Origin of the sequence: Nonomuraea sp. NPDC050404, assembly GCF_040655495.1 — a bacterium.
GTDB lineage: Bacteria > Actinomycetota > Actinomycetes > Streptosporangiales > Streptosporangiaceae > Nonomuraea.
In genome coordinates, this window is record NZ_JBFAKB010000005.1 from 252811 (window position 1) to 269607 (window position 16797).

General features: G+C 72.6%; 11 protein-coding genes. All 11 read left to right on the plus strand.

Going from position 1 to position 16797, the window contains the following annotated elements:
- Positions 1 to 236 precede the first annotated feature (236 nt).
- A complete protein-coding gene (locus tag AB0I81_RS15510) occupies positions 237 to 659 on the plus strand; it encodes an aspartate 1-decarboxylase (RefSeq protein ID WP_360656259.1) in 423 nt (140 codons plus the stop codon).
- Complete coding sequence (locus AB0I81_RS15515) at positions 659 to 2071, plus strand: DUF6002 family protein (RefSeq protein ID WP_360656262.1); 1413 nt, start codon at positions 659 to 661, stop codon at positions 2069 to 2071. The genes AB0I81_RS15510 and AB0I81_RS15515 overlap by 1 nt, the downstream gene beginning before the upstream one ends.
- 180 nt (positions 2072 to 2251) lie before the next feature.
- Positions 2252 to 3370, plus strand: coding sequence for a hypothetical protein (locus AB0I81_RS15520; RefSeq protein ID WP_360656265.1), 1119 nt, complete (start codon positions 2252 to 2254; stop codon positions 3368 to 3370).
- Positions 3352 to 3720, plus strand: a complete 369-nt coding sequence (gene panD / locus AB0I81_RS15525) for an aspartate 1-decarboxylase (protein ID WP_360656267.1) — start codon at positions 3352 to 3354, stop codon at positions 3718 to 3720. The genes AB0I81_RS15520 and panD overlap by 19 nt, the downstream gene beginning before the upstream one ends.
- Positions 3721 to 3794: 74 nt before the next feature.
- On the plus strand, positions 3795 to 4649 hold the full coding sequence (locus tag AB0I81_RS15530; RefSeq protein WP_360656270.1) for a class I SAM-dependent methyltransferase: 855 nt from the start codon (positions 3795 to 3797) through the stop codon (positions 4647 to 4649).
- Position 4650: 1 nt separating this feature from the next.
- Positions 4651 to 7779: an AMP-binding protein gene (locus tag AB0I81_RS15535; protein WP_360656273.1), complete on the plus strand. Its 3129-nt coding sequence runs from the start codon at positions 4651 to 4653 to the stop codon at positions 7777 to 7779.
- Positions 7776 to 11735 (plus strand): amino acid adenylation domain-containing protein, encoded by a 3960-nt coding sequence (locus AB0I81_RS15540; RefSeq protein WP_360656276.1) that lies wholly within the window; start codon positions 7776 to 7778, stop codon positions 11733 to 11735. Before AB0I81_RS15535 ends, AB0I81_RS15540 begins: the two co-directional genes overlap by 4 nt.
- Positions 11722 to 12903 carry an acyl-CoA dehydrogenase family protein gene (locus AB0I81_RS15545; RefSeq protein ID WP_360656279.1) on the plus strand — a complete coding sequence of 394 codons (1182 nt, stop codon included), beginning with the start codon at positions 11722 to 11724 and terminating at the stop codon, positions 12901 to 12903. Before AB0I81_RS15540 ends, AB0I81_RS15545 begins: the two co-directional genes overlap by 14 nt.
- A gap of 32 nt (positions 12904 to 12935) precedes the next feature.
- A complete protein-coding gene (locus AB0I81_RS15550; RefSeq protein ID WP_360656282.1) occupies positions 12936 to 13760 on the plus strand; it encodes an acyl-CoA dehydrogenase family protein in 825 nt (274 codons plus the stop codon).
- Positions 13757 to 15538 (plus strand): non-ribosomal peptide synthetase, encoded by a 1782-nt coding sequence (locus AB0I81_RS15555; protein ID WP_360656285.1) that lies wholly within the window; start codon positions 13757 to 13759, stop codon positions 15536 to 15538. The genes AB0I81_RS15550 and AB0I81_RS15555 overlap by 4 nt, the downstream gene beginning before the upstream one ends.
- Positions 15535 to 16797: an MFS transporter gene (locus tag AB0I81_RS15560; protein WP_360656288.1), complete on the plus strand. Its 1263-nt coding sequence runs from the start codon at positions 15535 to 15537 to the stop codon at positions 16795 to 16797. The genes AB0I81_RS15555 and AB0I81_RS15560 overlap by 4 nt, the downstream gene beginning before the upstream one ends.

Here is a 16797-nt window from a genome sequence, read left to right on the forward strand (position 1 = left end):
CAAAAGAACGGCGGCGCGACTTTCTCTGCACGCGTGCGCCGGAGTTAGCCGCAGAAGTCATACCAGAGTCTAATCCGGCCTCCGTCTCCGGACCGGGATATTTCGCTCCACGGTCTAATGGTTTTGTCCGCGCCGGCTGCCTACGCTGAAGGCGGCACAGCGGAGGATTTCGCCGCTCGCCGCGTATTTTCTTTTCGACGCCGGCGGCTGTTTCGGAGGCCGAAGTGGACCGAACTATGCTCAAATCGAAAATTCACCGGGTGACCGTGGCGGCAGGTCTGCTGGGCGATGCCACCTCGCTGGTCCTGTCGCGAGAATTGCTGCGGGCCGCGGATCTGTTGCCCGGTGAACGGGTGGACGTCGTCGACATCACGAATGGCAGCCGTTTCACCACTCACCTGGAAGAAGCGGCGGGCGGAACCGGCGTCGCCGTGCTCGGCGGAGCGAACGTGCGCCTGGCCGCCACCGGCGATCTCGTCATCATCATCGGCTATGGCAGTTACGACGCGGGCGAGGCGGAGCGCACCGATCCGCAGGTCGTCTTCGTGGACCGGCAGAACCGCATCACCCAGATCGGTCACGACGCGGCCGCGGATATCCCCGAATTCGACACCGTACGCGGTGACACGCTCGTCGAGTCGGCCGGTGGGAGAACGTGATGCGGGGGACCGATCAGCTCGCGTCCGTCACCGCCCTCACGCGTTATTACGACGAAATTCAGTGCGCCCTGCGCCTTGTCGGCGCGCGTCACCGTGCCACGACGTTCGACCCGGGATTCACGCTGCCGGTCATGGACGCGCGCATGGCCGAGTTCCTGGCCCCGTCCAGGATGCGGCTCGTCGAGCTGGAGCCCTACCGTGACCGCAGGCTGCTGCTCCTCGACCTGATGGGAAATCCGCGCACCCGCACCACCAAGACGTTCGCCTCGCTGGTCATCGTGGCCCGCGCCGTCAGGCACATCCAGGACACCGGACAGCCGATCGTCATCCTGACACCGACGTCCGCCAACAAGGGGACCGCCCTGCGCGACGCCGTGCTCAGGGCCATCACCTGCGGCCTGGTCACACCCGACCAGCTGCGCATCGTCACCGTCGCGCCGGCCGGCTCCCTGCCCAAGTTGTGGTCCGGCGGGCTGGACGAGGATCCGGACCTGGCGGCGCGCAACCCGGTGGCCCTGTACCACGGCCGCGACGCGGCGGGCGTCAAGGAGCTGGTCCGGTGGTACATGGAGACCTGCGCCCCCGAGCTGGAGCGGACCGGCGTGCGCGTCTGGCACACCATGGCCCTCGACAACTACCGGACCGGCGACGTGGCCCGCGCCTGCTTCGAGAACGAGTTCGCCCCGCCTGACCCGGCGGTGCCCCGGCTGCACGCCCACGCCGTGTCCAGCGCGTTCGGCCTGCTCGGGCACAACCTCGGCCGGGAGCTGGTGGCGACTCCCGGCTCGCCGCCGAGCCGCTACCTCCTCGTCCAGCACCTGCACACGCCCGACATGGTGCTGAGCCTCTACACGGACGGCGTGCGGGACGAGGACCGCCCGCGGTACACGCGAGACCCCGCCACCGGGCTCTACCACCAGTCGGCCAACGACCACTTCCCGCGGGTCACGGCCGATCCGTACGAGCGGCTCGACAGCACCTTCTACACGCGGCGCCCCGCGACGTCCGCCGAGATGAACGCGCTGATCAGGCGGCAGGGCGGCGGCGGCATCGTGGTCTCGGGACACGAGTGCGCGCAGCGGCACCCGGAGATCCTCGGCCGGCTGCTGAGCGCCGGGGTGCCGTTCCCGGACCACTTCGACGACCTGCGCGAGCGTTCGCTCTCCATGGCGATGACCGGCGTGCTGAACGGCATCGACCGGGGCGTCGTCAGGGAACCCGAGGTGCTCGTGCACGGCTCCGGCAGTTACTCCCGGGACGACTTCCGCCCGCTGCCGATGGCCCGCACCACGCCGGTGCGGACCATGGACGACCTCGCCGACGTGCTGCGCCGCATGCCGCGCGGCGGGGCCGGTGGTGACTCCGTACACGCCGCCGAGCGGGACGGCTCCGTCGTGGCCCGGACGCGGTGACCGAGGGCCTAAGGAGGAACCGTCTTGCCCACCCCGACGCTGGTCATCATCGGAACCGGCTCGTTCGCCCGCTCCGCCGCCCGATCGTTGCTCCCACCTCCGGGAGAGCCGGTTAGTGTACGCGCTCCGGGAGAGCCGGTTAGCGTACCCCCTGCGGAAGTGCCGATTCGCCCTCCGGGCGTGCCCCTCCGCGTACACGTCGTCGGCCGCCGGGCCGCCGCGGCTGCGCAACTGGCCGAGGTGGGCAATGTGCGCGCGGTCATCGACGGCGACCCCATCACCTTCTCCGCCAACGAGGCCGACCTCCCCTCGGATGACGCCATCGCGGGCGAGGCCGTCGCCGCCCGGCCCGACGTCGTCATGCAGTGCGCCTCGCACCATTCGCCGTGGGAATCGGCGATCGCGCCCTCGGCCTGGACGCGGTGGTGCGCGAGTGCGGGTTTCGGCGTCACCCTCGCGCTCCAGGCACGCCTGGTGTGGCGGGTGAGCGCGCGGCTGAAGGACTCGGGCCACGCGGGAACGTTGCTCAACGCCTGCTATCCCGACGCGGTCAACCCGCTCCTGAGCCTGCTGGGCGGTGAGGTCCTCGCCGGGCTGGGCAACGTCGCCACCTTGGCGGCGGGAGTCTCACGGGCCACGCTCGGCACCGTCCCGCCGCTCCGGCCCCGCGCGGCGGACGGCCGAGCGGCGCCGTCTCCGGACGAGGCCCGCGTCCGGATGCTCGCCCACCACATCCACCTGCACCGGCCCGCAAATCCGGACGACGAGGCGATGGCCTGGGCAGGGCAGACCCGGTTGGACGACGTCGGCGCGCTGCTGCGCCCGCTGCGGGCGATCGACCGGTCCCGGCTCAACGACATCGCCGGGCACGCCGCCGCGCGACTGGCCGGGGCCCTCCTGAACGGCGGCTCGTTGCGTACGCACTGTTCCGGGCCGCTGGGCCTGCCCGGGGGGTATCCCGTCGTCCTCGACGGCGGCGGGCTACGGCTCGACCTGCCCCCCGGCCTGACCCGGGACCAGGCGGTCGAGTGGAACCAGCGTATGGCGGCCGCGGACGGAGTGGTCGTGCGTCCGGACGGCCGGATCGTCCACCCGCCGAGCACCGCCCGCGCCCTGCGGCCGTACCTGCCCCGTCTGGCCGCCGGATTCGACGCGGACGAGACCGAGAACGTCGCGGACGAGCTGCTCGCGCTACGCCACCGCCTCAGGGCCACCCTGGCGGAAGACCTCAGAACCACCACGGATGACCTCAGGGCCACCACTGGAGAAAGGACCGAGCCATGCGCCGCACGATGCTGAGGTCGAGCATCCAGCGGGTCACCGTCACCCAGGCCGACCTGCACTACGTGGGCTCCCTCACCGTTTCCGGCGACCTCATGGAGGCGGCCGGGCTGCTGCCGGGGGAGAAGGTCGACGTGGCCGACGTCGACAACGGCCACCGCCTGTCCACGTACCTCATCGAAGGGCCGCGACACTCCGGCGTCATCGGCATCAACGGCGCCGCGGCACGGCTCATCAGCCCCGGAGATCAGGTCATCATCTCCTGCTACGCCGAGTACTCCGACCGCGAGGCGCGCGCCATCCGTCCCGTGACCGTGACCGTGGACGCGGCGAACGCCCTCGTCGGCCGGTCCGCCGGGCTGCCGTGAACAACGGAAGCGGGAGTCCGCGACCCCTTCATGCAACCGCACCGACCATTGGACCAGATGAGAAGGACACGTACATGACGACGCTGGAGAACGCCCCGCTCACCGCACAGCCGGCCCCCGACGGTCAGGCCGCACGGGACCAGGTTCGCGCGGTCTACCGCGCGATCGCCGGAGAGTACGACGAGAGGATCCCCGGCAACGGCCCGGCGGACGAGCTGTTCACCGACACGGAGTTCACCTTCCTGCGCGACAAGGTCCGGCCCACGGACCGCGTCCTCGACATGGGCTGCGGCACGGGCCGCTTCACGGTCCCGCTCGCCGCGACCGCGGCGGCCGTGACGGGCCTGGACCTCTCACCGGAGATGCTGGAGCAGAACGGCCGCAAACTGGCCGAGCGCGGCCTGCACGCGGAGCTGCGCCAGGGCGACATGACGGCGCTGCCCTTCGAGGACGGCAGCTTCGACGTGGTCACGAGCATGCTGGCGCTCATGCACCTGCCGCGCGAGGACCGTGAGGCGGTGTTCGCCGAGGCGGCGAGGGTGCTCAAACCCGGCGGCAGGCTGCTCGTGGAGGTCAAGAACTCGGTCTTCGAGCGGCTGTTCCGCGGCGACCGGTTCGCCGCGGTGGACGTCACCGACGTTGACGCGGGGGAGCTCATCTTCACCCAGACGAAGGCCGGACAGGAGTTCACCGCGCCCTGGCACAGCTTCAGCCCGGACGAGCTCACCTACCTCACGGCCAGGGCGGGCCTGAGCGTCGTGCACCTGCGCGGCATCTCCCCGCTGTCCACCTGGCTGGCCGACCCGATCCTGAGCGACAAGAACGTGCGCGACACGGTCCAGCGCCTGGAGCGCACGCTCAGCGACGTGCCGCCCTTCAGCCACCTGGGCTACTACCTGCTGGCCGAAGCCGTGAAGCCCGTGCGCTGACATGGACGCCATCTCCCGCACCCCCGGCCCGGCGGCAACGCCGGGCACGGGCGTGGCCGGCCTCTTCCAGGAGGTCGTCCGCCGCCGCCAGGACGCGCCCGCCATCGTCACCGGCCGGGGAACCCTCACCTTCTCCGAGGTGAGCGCCCGGTCCGCGGAACTCGCGGCATTCCTGCGCGACCACGGGGCCGGGCCGGGCCGGATCGTGCTGCTCAAGGGGGACCCGGCGCCGGAGGCGGTGATCGCGATCCTGGCCGTCCTGCGGACCGGCGCCGCGTACGTGGCCGTGGAACCCGGCACCCCGGCCGCGTGGATCGAGGCCATCAGGGCGGAGGCCGCACCGAGCGTCCTGCTCACGGTGGAACCGGACGACGACCCGCACTGGCTGCGCCCACCCGCGCCGGGCACGTATGACGGGCAGCCGCCCGAACCCGCGCCCAGCAAGAATGACCTCGACGCGACCATGTACGTCGTCTTCACGACCGGCAGCACCGGCCGCCCGAAGGGGGTCGTCACCACGCACCGGGCCTGCCTGGCCCGGCTGGCCCAGATCTGGCGGGCCCACCCGGCGGCCCCGGACGAGCGGGCCTGCCTCAGCGCGGCGCTGACCTCGTCCGACTCGGTACGCCAGATCTTCGGCTCGCTGCTGGAGGGCACCCCCGTGGTCGTGCCTCCGCGCGGCAGCCGCCGTGACCTGGTGCGGCTCCTGCCCGAGCTGAGCCGTCACCGGGTGACCCGGCTGCTGGTCACGCCGTCGCTGCTGCGGTCGCTGCTGGCGCTCGCCGAGGACCCGGCGACGGAGCTGGACACGGTGCGGCGGTGGTTCCTCAGCGGCGAGCCCGTCACGCCCGGACTTCTGCGCCACGCGCGGGCCGTCCTGCCCGGCGCCCGTTTCATCAACCTGTACGCCACCACGGAGAGCCCGGTCACGTTCGGCGACGTCACCGAGGAAGAGGACGTGGTGACGGTGGGCCGGCCGCCGGAGGACACGGAACTGCTGCTGCTGGACTCCCGCATGCGGCCCGTTCCCCCGGGCGAGGTGGGTGAGGTGTTCGTCGGGGGAGAAGGACTGACGTCGGGCTATCTCGGCGACCCGGCGGCCACCCGCGCGGCCTACCTGCCGCATCCCGCCCGTCCTGGCCGGCGGCTGTACCGTACCGGCGATCTCGGGCGGCTCACCCCCGACGGGCGGCTCGAACTGCGCGGCCGTCGTGATGGCCAGTTGCAGGTGCGCGGCTATCGGGTGGAGGCCGAGGCCGTCGAGGAGGTGCTGCGCGATCATCCGCAGGTCGCCGAGGCGGCCGTCGTCCTGGAGACGATGCCGGAGGGCCGGCAGGCGCTGGTCGCCTTCTGCGCGCCGCCGCGCGGCGGGCGTCCCGATCCCGCGGACGTGCTGCGGTACGTCCGGGGGCGCCTGCCGCACTACATGGTCCCGGCGCGCTGCGTCCTGCTCGACCGGCTACCGCTTTCCCGCAACGGCAAGCTGGACCGCCGCCACCTGACCGGCCTCGACGCCGTCGCCGATCGGAACAGCACCCCGGACAGCGCCCGGGGCAGCTTCCCGGGTGGCGTCGGCTCGCCGGTCCAGCGGCGGATCGCGGAGTTGTGGAAGCAGGCCCTCGGTCACACGCCCGGCCAGGACGCCGACGTCTTCACCGAAGGCGCGGACTCCCTGAGCGCCGCGTCCGTCGTCGGACGGCTGCGCCGCGACGGTTACGACCTCACCGTGCGGGACGTCTTCACCACCCCCACCATCCGCGCGTTCGCCCGCCTCGCGGAGCAGCGCGCGGGCCGCGCCCGGCGTCAGGAGGAGCCGGTACGGAGCACCGCCTCGCGGGACCCGATAGGGAGCACCACGGCGCGGGAGCCGGTTCCGCTCGCACCCTCACAACGCGGCATCTGGTTCGACACCCAGCTCGACCCCGACTCGGACGCCTACACCATCGTCAGGACCTTCGAGGTGCACGGGCAACTCGACGAGGCGGCGTTGCGGGCCGGCGTGGAGCACCTGGTCCTCCGGCACGAGGCACTGCGCACCGGCTTCCCATGCCCGGACGGCGAACCCGTCCAGGCGGTCCGCCCGGGACCTCGGGTCGCGTGGGTGCGCGGCGACGACCCGAGGAGGCTGCTCGCGGACCTGGCCGAGCGGCCGTTCGACGTGGAGAACGGGCCGCTCGTCCGCGCGGCGCTGACCCGTACCGCCGAGTCGCGCCACCTCTTCGCCGTCGCCTTCCACCACCTCGTCTGCGACGACGTCTCGCTCCACGTGTTCTTCGACGAACTCGGCCCCTGCTACCGCGCACTGAAGGTGGGCGAGACACCCGGCCTGCCCGAGCCGCCCCTCGGCTTCCGCGACCTCACGAGGATCCGCCTGACGGCCGAGTACGACGCCCGCGACCGGCTGACCACCTACTGGAAGACCACCCTGGCCGACCTCCCCGACGGGCTGGGCCTCACCCGCCACGAGACGCCCCCCGCCGCGGTGCCGCGATGGGACTGGCAGGTGGACCCCGACCGGCTGGCCGCCTTCAAGACGCGCCTGCGCACCGGCGGGCACACCCTGCCGATGGCGATGACGGCCGCCTTCGCCGCAGCCCTGCACGAGCACACCGGCCGGACGGACATCGTCGTGGCGATCCCCATGGCGGGTCGCGACCTGCCCGAGGCCGAGCGCGTCGTCGGCTGCTTCGTCAACGTCGTGCCCCTGCGAATCTCCCTCGACGGCGGACCGGACCGGGACACCCTGCTCGGCCGGGTCCGCGAGGCCCTGATCGGCGCGTACACCCACCAGGAGCTGGCCATCGGCGAGATCGCCGCCGCGGCGGGATTCCGGGGCCGGCTGCCCTGGGACGCCTGCCTCAACATCACTCTGTCGGGCACGTCGGGGCCCCGGGCGGACGGCCTGACGTTCGTGCCGCTCCCGGCGCCCACGAAGGCGACCCAGTACGAGGTCGAGCTGGAGATGACCGGTGAGGAGGACGGGCTGGCCGTGCGGCTGCGGCTCGGGCCGGCGTTCGGCGAGGCGGACGGCGCGGAACTGGCGGCCCGGGTGGCTCGGCACATCGACGAGTGGACACGTTCGCCGGTGGACGGTGACGGCGTGAGCGCCAGCGAGGAGCGGATCACATGACCTCCCCTGCCCGACCGGAGCTGCTGCCGCTGTCCTACCAGCAGGAACAGCTCTGGTACCTGGAGAACCTGAACCCCGGCACCCCCACGTACACGATGACCTGGGGGTTGCGGCTGCACGGGGACCTCGACCGGGCGGCGCTGCGCGGAGCGCTCGACGACCTGGTCGCCCGGCACGAGACGCTGCGCACCACGTTCACCGACACGCCGGGCGGCCCGCGCCGGGCCGTGACCGCCGACCCGCGGATGCCGCTCACGGTCACCGACCTCACCGGCCTGGATTCGGCCGCGCGGGAGCGGCGGGTCTCGGCCATCCACCTGGACCTGGTCGGCTCGATCTTCGACCTGCGGCACGGCCCGCCGCTGTGTGCCCGGCTGCTGCTCCTGACGCCCGAGGAGCACGTCCTGATCGTCGCCTTCCACCACATCGTCGTCGACGGCTGGTCGTTGCGGACGCTCAACGACGACCTCGCCGCCCTCTACAACGGCCGCCGGGCCGCCCGCGTACCCCGGCTGAGTGAGCCCGCCACCTACGGCGACTACGTCAGATGGCAGCGCGAGGCCCTGACGGGCGACCGCCTCGCGGAGCTGACCGAGCACTGGAGAAGCTCGCTCGACGGCGCCGTCGCGGCGGAGGTGCCAAGGGATCGGCTCCGTCCCGGCCACGTCCTGCACCGGGGGGAGCACGTCAGGCACCGGCTGAACGGCGGGGTCGCCGCGGCGGTCGGGAAGCTGGCCGCCGCCGAGCGGTGCACGCCCTTCATGGTGCAGGTCGCCTGCTTCGTCGCCGTGCTCAACAGGTACAGCGGCCGGGACGACCTCACGTTCGGCATGGCCGCCGCGAACCGTACGCCGCAGGAGTTCGAGGACACGGTGGGCCTGCTGGTGAACATGCTGGCGCTGCGCGTGGACGTCGGCGACGACCCCACCTTCCGCGCGCTCGTGCGGCGTGTCCGCGGCGTCCTGCTGAACGGGCTGGCCCACCAGGAGTTGCCGTTCAGCCACGTCGTGCAGGCGGTGAACCCGGCCCGCGACGCGAGCCGGGCGCCGCTGTTCCAGATCGCGCTCAACTCCGGCACGGAGATGGACGTGCCGCCGGTCCTGGACGGGCTGCGGGTCACCCTGATGCCCGGACAGACGCGGGCCGCGCGCAACGACCTGACGGTCGAGTTCGGCGAGGACGGCCAGTGCCTCACCGTGACCGCCGAGTACAGCACCGAGCTGTTCGAGCGCGACACCGTCGAACGGCTGCTCCGCCACTACGCCACACTCCTGACCGGAGCGCTGGCCCTGCCCGGCAGCCCGGTCGGCCGGCTGCCCATGCTCAACGACAAGGAGCAGTGGCAGGCGATTCACGGCCGCAACGCGCATGTACGCCCCTGCGCCGACGCCGACCCGCTGCACCGCCTCTTTGAACGGCGGGCACGCCGTTCGCCCGGCCGGCCCGCCGTCTCCGATGCCCGCCGCACGCTCACCTACGCCGAGCTCGACGGGCAGGCCGACCTGCTCGCACACCGCCTGCGCGACGCGGGAGTGCGGCCGGGCGATCTGGTCGGAATCTGCCTGCGCCGTTCCGTCCGGGTCGCCGTGGCCGTGCTGGCGACGCTGAAGGCGGGGGCCGCCTACGTCCCGCTGGACCCCACGGCCCCCGCCGCGCGCCTCACCGCGATCGTCGAGGACGCGCGCTCACCCGTCGTCATCGGCGAGCGCGCGCTGGCCCACCTGGTCGAACCGTCCGGGACGGCCATGCTCGATCTCGACGCCTGTGATCTTGATGGTACGGCGCCGGGTGGCCCGCCCGACGTCGAGACCCGGCCGGAGGACCTGGCCTACGTCATCTACACGTCGGGTTCGACGGGACGGCCGAAGGGGACGCTCGTCGAGCACCGCAACGTGACGAGCCTGCTGAACGCGGCGGGGCCGCTGTTCGACCTGCGGGAGAGCGACGTCTGGGCGCAGTTCCACTCCTACGCCTTCGACGTGTCGGTCTGGGAGATGTGGGGCGCCTGGTCGCACGGCGCGCGGCTGGTCATGGTGCCGGAGGAGGTGGCTCGCTCGCCCGAGGAGCTCCGCGAGCTCCTCGTGGCGCAGCAGGTCACCGTGTTGTGCCAGACGCCGACCGCCTTCGCCGCGCTCGACCGCGCCGACGCCGCCGCGCCGGCGAATTCCCAGCTCCGGCCGCGGTACGTGATCCTCGCCGGGGAGGTGCTCGACTTCTCCCGCCTGCGCGACTGGTTCGACCGGCACGGAGACCGGGCGCCCGTCCTGGTCAACATGTACGGCCCCACCGAGACCACCGTCTACGTGACCCACCGCGTCGTCACGGCCGGCGACGTGCCGGCGGGCGGCAGCCGCCTGGGAGTCAGCCTGCCCAACGCGCGTAGCTACATCGTCGACGAACGGCTCCGCCCGGTTCCGGTAGGCGTACCCGGCGAACTGCTCATCGGCGGGGAGTGCGTCGCCCGCGGCTACCTGAACAGGGCCGGGCTGACGTCCGAGCTCTTCATCCGGTACCCGCCGGGCAGCGGGGAACGTTGTTATCGCACCGGCGACCTCGTCAGGGAGACGTCCGGCGGCGATATGGAGTACCTCGGCCGCATGGACGACCAGGTCAAGGTGCGGGGGTTCCGGGTGGAGCCGGGGGAGGTCGCCGTGGCACTCCGGGCGCACCCCTGGATCAGGGACGCCGCGGTGGTCGCCAGAGATGGCGAGAGCCTGTGCTCGTACATCGTTCCCGCCGATGGTTGCCGTCCGCCGCACCGCGATGAGCTGCGCGCGTTCCTGGCCCGCAGCCTGCCCCCGTACATGATCCCGGCCGCCTTCATCCCCATCCGGGCGCTGCCGATGAACCGGAACGGCAAGCTCGACCGCGCCGCCCTGCCGGCGCCCCGCGCCGAGCGGGGCCTGCGCGACGCGCCCGTCGTGCCGCGCACCGAGCACGAGAACGATCTGGCCCGTCTCTGGTGCGAGACGCTCGGGCTGGCGGGGGTGGGCATCGACGACGACTACTTCGTGCTCGGCGGCCATTCCCTCGGCGCGGCGCGGCTGGTCGCCTGGATCCGCGAGCGGTACGGCGCGGGGCCGTCGCTGAGGGACTTCCTCGCGGCCCCCACCATTCGCGCGCTGGCCGGGCACCTGGCCGAGGCACGCGACAGCGGGGCCGGGCATCTGGTTGAAGGACGCGACGGCAAGGCTGGGCATCTGGTTGAGGGACGCGACGGCAAGGCTGGGCATCGCTGCCGGGTCACGCTGAGCGACAGCGACCCGGCCCGGTCCCGGACGGAGCTGAACCTCGTGCATCCGGCGGGCGGATCGGTCCTGTGTTATCGGGCGCTGGCCAGGGAGCTCTCTCCCGCAGTGGCCGTCACCGCCTTCCAGTCGCCGATGCTGGAGGGCGGCCCGCCGCTGACCGACGTCGAGAGCACCGCGGCGCACTTCCTGGCCGAACTCGGCGACCGGCCGGCACTGCTGGGCGGCTGGTCGTTCGGCGGGATGGTCGCCTTCGAGATGGCGCGGCGCCTGGCGGCGGACGGCAGGTGGACCGGCCCGCTGATCCTCATCGACACGGCGCCGCCGGGCAGCCTGGACGAGGACGACGAGACCAGCGAGGCGGAGTTCCGGAGGTACGTCGAGCGCGTCACCGGCACCGGCGCGCCGGACCTCACGGCGGTGGAGTGGGACGCCCACCTGTCGATCTTCCGGGCCCACGCGTACGCCCAGCGAGACTACCGCCCCTCCGGCCCCCTGCCCGGCGACATCCTGCTGTTCGCCGGCGCGGCCCTGCCCGATCCCGTCCCGTGGCTGGCCCACGCCACGGGACGGGTGACCATCCGCCGCCTGCCCGCCGACCACTACGAACTGATGGAGCCGCCGCACGTCGGGGCGATCGCCCGATACACCGCGCAGCGGCTGCGCGCGTACACGAAGGACAACCATGGAACCCATGCTCACGCCTGACGAGCGACGATTCCGCGAGGAGGTCGCCGCCCTGCTCCGGCGGCCGGAGGTCACGGCGGAGTGCGCCACGCTGGCGGCCGACCCCGGCAAGGACGGATATCCCGTACGGACCTACCGGTTGCTCGGCGAGCACGGCATGCTGGCGCCGGACTGGCCGCGCCGATACGGCGGGCTGGACGGTCCGGTGACCTACCAGGCCATCCTCCAGGAGGAGCTGGCTCGCCACGACGTCCAGGACACCGTCTTCATCAACGCCGTCAAGAACGCCGGCGCGCTGCTGATGCTGGCCGCCGACGCCGATCAGAAGGCGCGCTACCTCCCCTCGCTGGCGGCCGGCACCGCCACGATGGTCCTGCTCTACAGCGAGCGGGAGGCCGGCTCCGACCTGGCGTCGCTGCGTACCAGGGCGGATCGGGTGGACGGCGGCTGGCGGCTCACCGGCGTCAAGCGCCCCAGCGTCAAGACCCGGTCGGCGGCGCACGGCATCGTCGCCGCCCGCACCACCCGAACCGGTCGCGCGGAGGCGGGCATCACCCTGTTCATCGTCCGGATGCGGGACGAAACCGTACGCGTGCGGCTGCTGGAGACCTTCAATCCCGAGCCCTTCTACGAGGTCGCCTTCGACGGCACGTTCGTCGCCGATGACGACGTGCTCGGCCCCGTGGACGGGGGCTGGTTCATGCTGTCCGCCGGACTGGCGATCGAGCGCACCGGTCTGGACTACAACGCCAAGGCCAGACGCTGGCTCGACGTCGCCGGCGAGCGGATCAGGGCCGTCGCCTCCGGGCGGGCCGAGTTCGCCGATCGGCTCGTGGACCTGCGGACGCAGGCTGCCGCCGGGCGGCTGCTCGCGTGGCGGTTGCTGCAGCGGCAGATCGAGGGCGACCTGTCGGCCGAGGAGGCGGCCATGTCGAAGTGGTTCAACGCGGAGCTGGGTGCCAAGGTCGCCAGGCTCTGCCTGGAGGTGGACGGCACGTACGCGGTGCTGGAGCGCGGGGAGCCGGACGCTGCCCGTACGGGCATGGTCGCCGCGATGCTGAGCGAGGCGCCCGGCCTCCGGCTGTCCGCCGGAACGTCCGAGGTGATGCTGCACATCGTCGCGTCCGGCCTGGGCCTGGGAGCGGCGTCGGGAATCGCGTCCGGCCTGAGCATGGGAGCGGCGTCATGAGCCGCGTCCGGCCTGAGCCTCACAGCAGCGTCATGACCAGGGCCGATTTCGACGACGGGGGAGCTCATAGCCTCGCCGTGCGGGCGGGCCTGGCCGGCGGTGCCTACGCGCCGCTGGAGCAGAGCCTGGCCGCCGGGCTCCTCGCCGCCCACGGCCTGCCTCCGGACGCGGAGACGACCGTGGCGCTGTTGCCCGCCGACACGGCCGACGGCAAAGGACGGCGCTGGGACCTCGTGGCGGGCGCGACCGGTGCCGCCCAATTCCTCGCCACCGGCCCAGCCCTGGTGATCTTCGACCGGTCGGAGGTGAGTTGCCACAGCCGCCGCAGCATCGCGCGGGAGGACTTCCATCGCGTCGAGGCCGCCGACGCGACCGGCCGGGTGCTCTGCGAACGCCCGGGTTGCCCCTCCTGCGACCTGGCCACCGCACGGGCGCGCTGCCGTACGGCCGGATACCTCTGGGGGATCGCCCGCGCCTCGATCGACGCGGCCGTCCTGCGGACGAAGCACCGCCGCCAGTTCGGCCGGGCCATCGGCGACAACCAGGCGATCGCGTTCAGGATCGCCGCGCTCACCGCCCGAGCCGAGGCGCTGGGCCGGCTCGGCGAGGCCGTGGCGAGCCGGTTCGCCGGCGCGGACGAGCCACTGCGCCACACCTCGGAGCTGCTCGCGGCCTGCGCCGACCTGGCCATGGAGGCGAGCGCGGAGTCCCTGCACCTGCACGGCGTGGAGGGCCTGCTCGCCTCCGCGACGGCCCAGGACCTCTACCGCACGGCACACACGTTCGCGGTGCGGCACGGATCACCGTCGCGGCTCCGGCTGGAGCCGCAGCCATACGGAAGGAGCCAAGCGCGATGACGACCACCGTGACGACCGAGGCCGTGCCGCTCGACCCGCGGACACTGACCCTGCACGGCCTCGTGGAGCGGCGCGCCGCACGTACCCCGCACGCCGCCGCCGTCAGCGGGCCGGACGCCGAATGGACCTACGCGGAGCTGGAGGAACGGGCCGAGCGCATCGCCGCCGGGTTGCGAGCGCGCGGCGTGCGGCCGGGCGAGCTGGTGGGCATGGCCGTGGAGCGCTCCGCCACGGCCGTGGCCGTGATCCTCGGCATCATGAAGCACGGTTGCGCGTACGTGCCGCTCGACCCCGCCTATCCCGAGGAACGGCTGCGCCTGATCGTCGAGGACTGCGCGCCGAGCGTCGTCGTCCACGGCGACCTGGAACCGCTCGGGTTCGGCGCGGTCCGCGCCATCGACGCCGGTCACCTGCTCGCCGAGCGGGCCCGGCCGGAGCCCCGCCCCGCCGCGTCCGCCGAGGACGCCGCCTACGTCATCTACACCTCCGGCTCCACCGGACGTCCCAAGGGCGTCGTCGTCCCCCATCGCGGGATCGTCAACCGGATCCTCTGGGAAGGGGCCGTCTACCCCACGGGCCCGGACGACGCCGTGCTCCTGCACACCTCGCTGAGCTTCGACATCTCCCTCTGGGAGATCTTCACCCCGCTCAGCAGCGGCGCCAGGGTCGTCGTCGCCGACCCGATCTACCGCGACGACCCGCGCTATCTCGTGGACCTCATGCGCAGGGAGAGCGTCACGTGCCTGGCGCTCGTGCCGTCGCTGCTGCAGGCGCTCCTGGAGGAGGAGCCCGGCCTGGGTGGTTGCCCGCGGCTGCGCGAGGTGTTCTGCGGCGGTGAAGCCCTGCCGCCCGGCCTCGTACGTCGCTTCTTCCGCACCGTCGACGCCGGCCTGCACAACCTGTACGGCCCCACCGAGTACTCGATCGACGCCACCTACTGGGACTGCCGCCCCGGCGACGGTGACGGCGACGCGAGCGTGCCCATCGGCTACCCCCTGGCCAACACCCGGCTCCACCTCCTGGACCGGGACGGCCGCCCGGTGCCCGATGGCACCCCGGGGGAGTTGCACGTCGCAGGTCTCGGCCTGGCCCTGGGCTATCTGAACCGTCCCGACCTCACCCGCGAACGGTTCGTACCGGAGCCGTCCGGCGATGGCCGCATGTACCGGACGGGCGACCTCGTCCGCCGCCGCCCCGACGGGGCGCTGGAATTCCTGGGCCGCGTCGACGACCAGGTCAAGGTGCGGGGGTTCCGGGTGGAGCCGGGCGAGGTCGAACGGGCACTACTGGCGGTCGAGGGCGTGAGCCGGGCGGCGGTCGTCACGACAGGTGAGGGGGCGGACGCCCGCCTGCTCGCCTACGTCGTCGCCGAGGAAAGCCCGGAGCGCATCAGGGCGATCCTCGCCGAGCGCCTGCCCGACTACCTGGTCCCTTCCCTCATTGTGCCGATTGATCGGATTCCTCTCGGTCCCACGGGGAAGCTGGACAAGGCCGCTCTTCCGGTGCCCGGCCACGAGTCTCCGCGTACCCCAGAACGCGGGAGCCGGCCCGAGGCGGAGGAAGGTGTGGTGGCCGCGATGTTCGCGGAGATCCTCCAGCTGGACGACGTTCCCCGCGACGGTGACTTCTTCGCGCTCGGAGGCAACTCGTTGCAGGCCGTGCGCCTGCTGAACAAGCTGCGCAAACACGCCGCGCCCGACCTCCCCCTGGCCGTCCTGATCGAGCGGCCGACCGTGGAGGGCATCGCGGCGGCGATCCGCGGGAACGATCAGGCGTGAGAACCGCGGAGAACCTGGCCGGTTGGTGGCGCGGCTCGGTGCCGGCCAGGTCACCGGGTCTGCGGCGCATCACGCTGAGCACCCTGCTCTCGGGGACGGCCGACCAGTTCGCGCTCATCGCGCTCATCTGGCTGGTGTTCGAGATCACCGACTCGCCGTCCGCCATGGGCCTGCTCGTGCTCTGCAACCGGCTGCCGGCGGTGATCTCCGCCCCGCTCTGCGGCCCCTACCTCGATCGCGGCAACCCGGTGCGGCTGGTCCTGTTCAGCTACGTCATCAGGGCGGTGTGCCTGGTCGCGTTCCCGGTCCTGTTCGTGGCCGGACTGCTCAGCCTGCCCGTCATCCTGGTGCTCGCGACGGTCATGGGCGCGGCCTATCCGCTGGCGGACGTGGGCGGGCGGATGCTCATCCCGAGGGTGGTGGAGGAGCGCGACCTGCCCTCGGCCAACGGGCTGATGTCGATGGGGGACCAGTTCCCCTATCTCATCGGGCCCGCGCTCGGCGGCGCGTTCGTGGCGCTGGTGGGTCCGTCGTCCCTGCTGCTGTCGGCGGGGGCGTGCCTGCTGGCGATGTTGCTCATGCGCGGCCTGCGTGCCGACGCCCCGGCGCCGCACGGCGGGGACCAGGCCGCGGGGGAGGCGCAGGCCGGGTGGTTCGGGTTCCGTCCGCTGCTCAGCGACCCGGCGGTGCGGGCGCTCGTGCTGCTCACGTTCGTGTACTTCCTGGCGTACGGTCCGCTGGAGCCGGCCCTGCCGCTGTACTCGCGGGACGTCCTGGGCTCGGGCGCCGCCGGGTACGGCCTGCTCTGGTCGGCGATCGGCGCGGGCGCCCTGGTCGGGCTGGTCACCGTGCCGTTCCTGGCCCGGCGGCGGCCCGGCGTCGTCAACGCGTTCGGCGCCATCCTCTGGGGCCTGCTGCTGTTCCCGCTCGTCCTGGTCGACTCGCTGCCCGCGGCCATGCTGATCCTCTTCTTCGCGGGCTTCGTCTGGGCTCCGTACGTGGCCACCGAGGTCAGCGTGGTGCAGCGGCGCGTGCCCAGGTCCCAGCACGGGGCGGTCTTCGGCGCGCGCAAGGCCCTGCTCGTCATCGCCTCGCCGTCGGGGGCGGCGTTCGGCGGGCTGCTGCTCGAAGGCATGTCCGCGACGTCCGTGATCGTCCTGTCGTCGGTGACCTGTGTGCTGGCCGGCGTGGCCTGCCTGGCGCTGCCCTCCGTACGCGCCGTCCTCCCACCACCGGCCGCGCAGCGGACCGCCAAGTAG

Coding starts and splice junctions, on each gene's coding strand:
- AB0I81_RS15510 (WP_360656259.1), top strand. CDS start 237: ATGCTCAAATCGAAAATTCACCGGGTGACCGTGGCGGCAGGTCTGCTG.
- AB0I81_RS15515 (WP_360656262.1), top strand. CDS start 659: ATGCGGGGGACCGATCAGCTCGCGTCCGTCACCGCCCTCACGCGTTAT.
- panD (WP_360656267.1), top strand. CDS start 3,352: ATGCGCCGCACGATGCTGAGGTCGAGCATCCAGCGGGTCACCGTCACC.
- AB0I81_RS15530 (WP_360656270.1), top strand. CDS start 3,795: ATGACGACGCTGGAGAACGCCCCGCTCACCGCACAGCCGGCCCCCGAC.
- AB0I81_RS15535 (WP_360656273.1), top strand. CDS start 4,651: ATGGACGCCATCTCCCGCACCCCCGGCCCGGCGGCAACGCCGGGCACG.
- AB0I81_RS15540 (WP_360656276.1), top strand. CDS start 7,776: ATGACCTCCCCTGCCCGACCGGAGCTGCTGCCGCTGTCCTACCAGCAG.
- AB0I81_RS15545 (WP_360656279.1), top strand. CDS start 11,722: ATGCTCACGCCTGACGAGCGACGATTCCGCGAGGAGGTCGCCGCCCTG.
- AB0I81_RS15550 (WP_360656282.1), top strand. CDS start 12,936: ATGACCAGGGCCGATTTCGACGACGGGGGAGCTCATAGCCTCGCCGTG.
- AB0I81_RS15555 (WP_360656285.1), top strand. CDS start 13,757: ATGACGACCACCGTGACGACCGAGGCCGTGCCGCTCGACCCGCGGACA.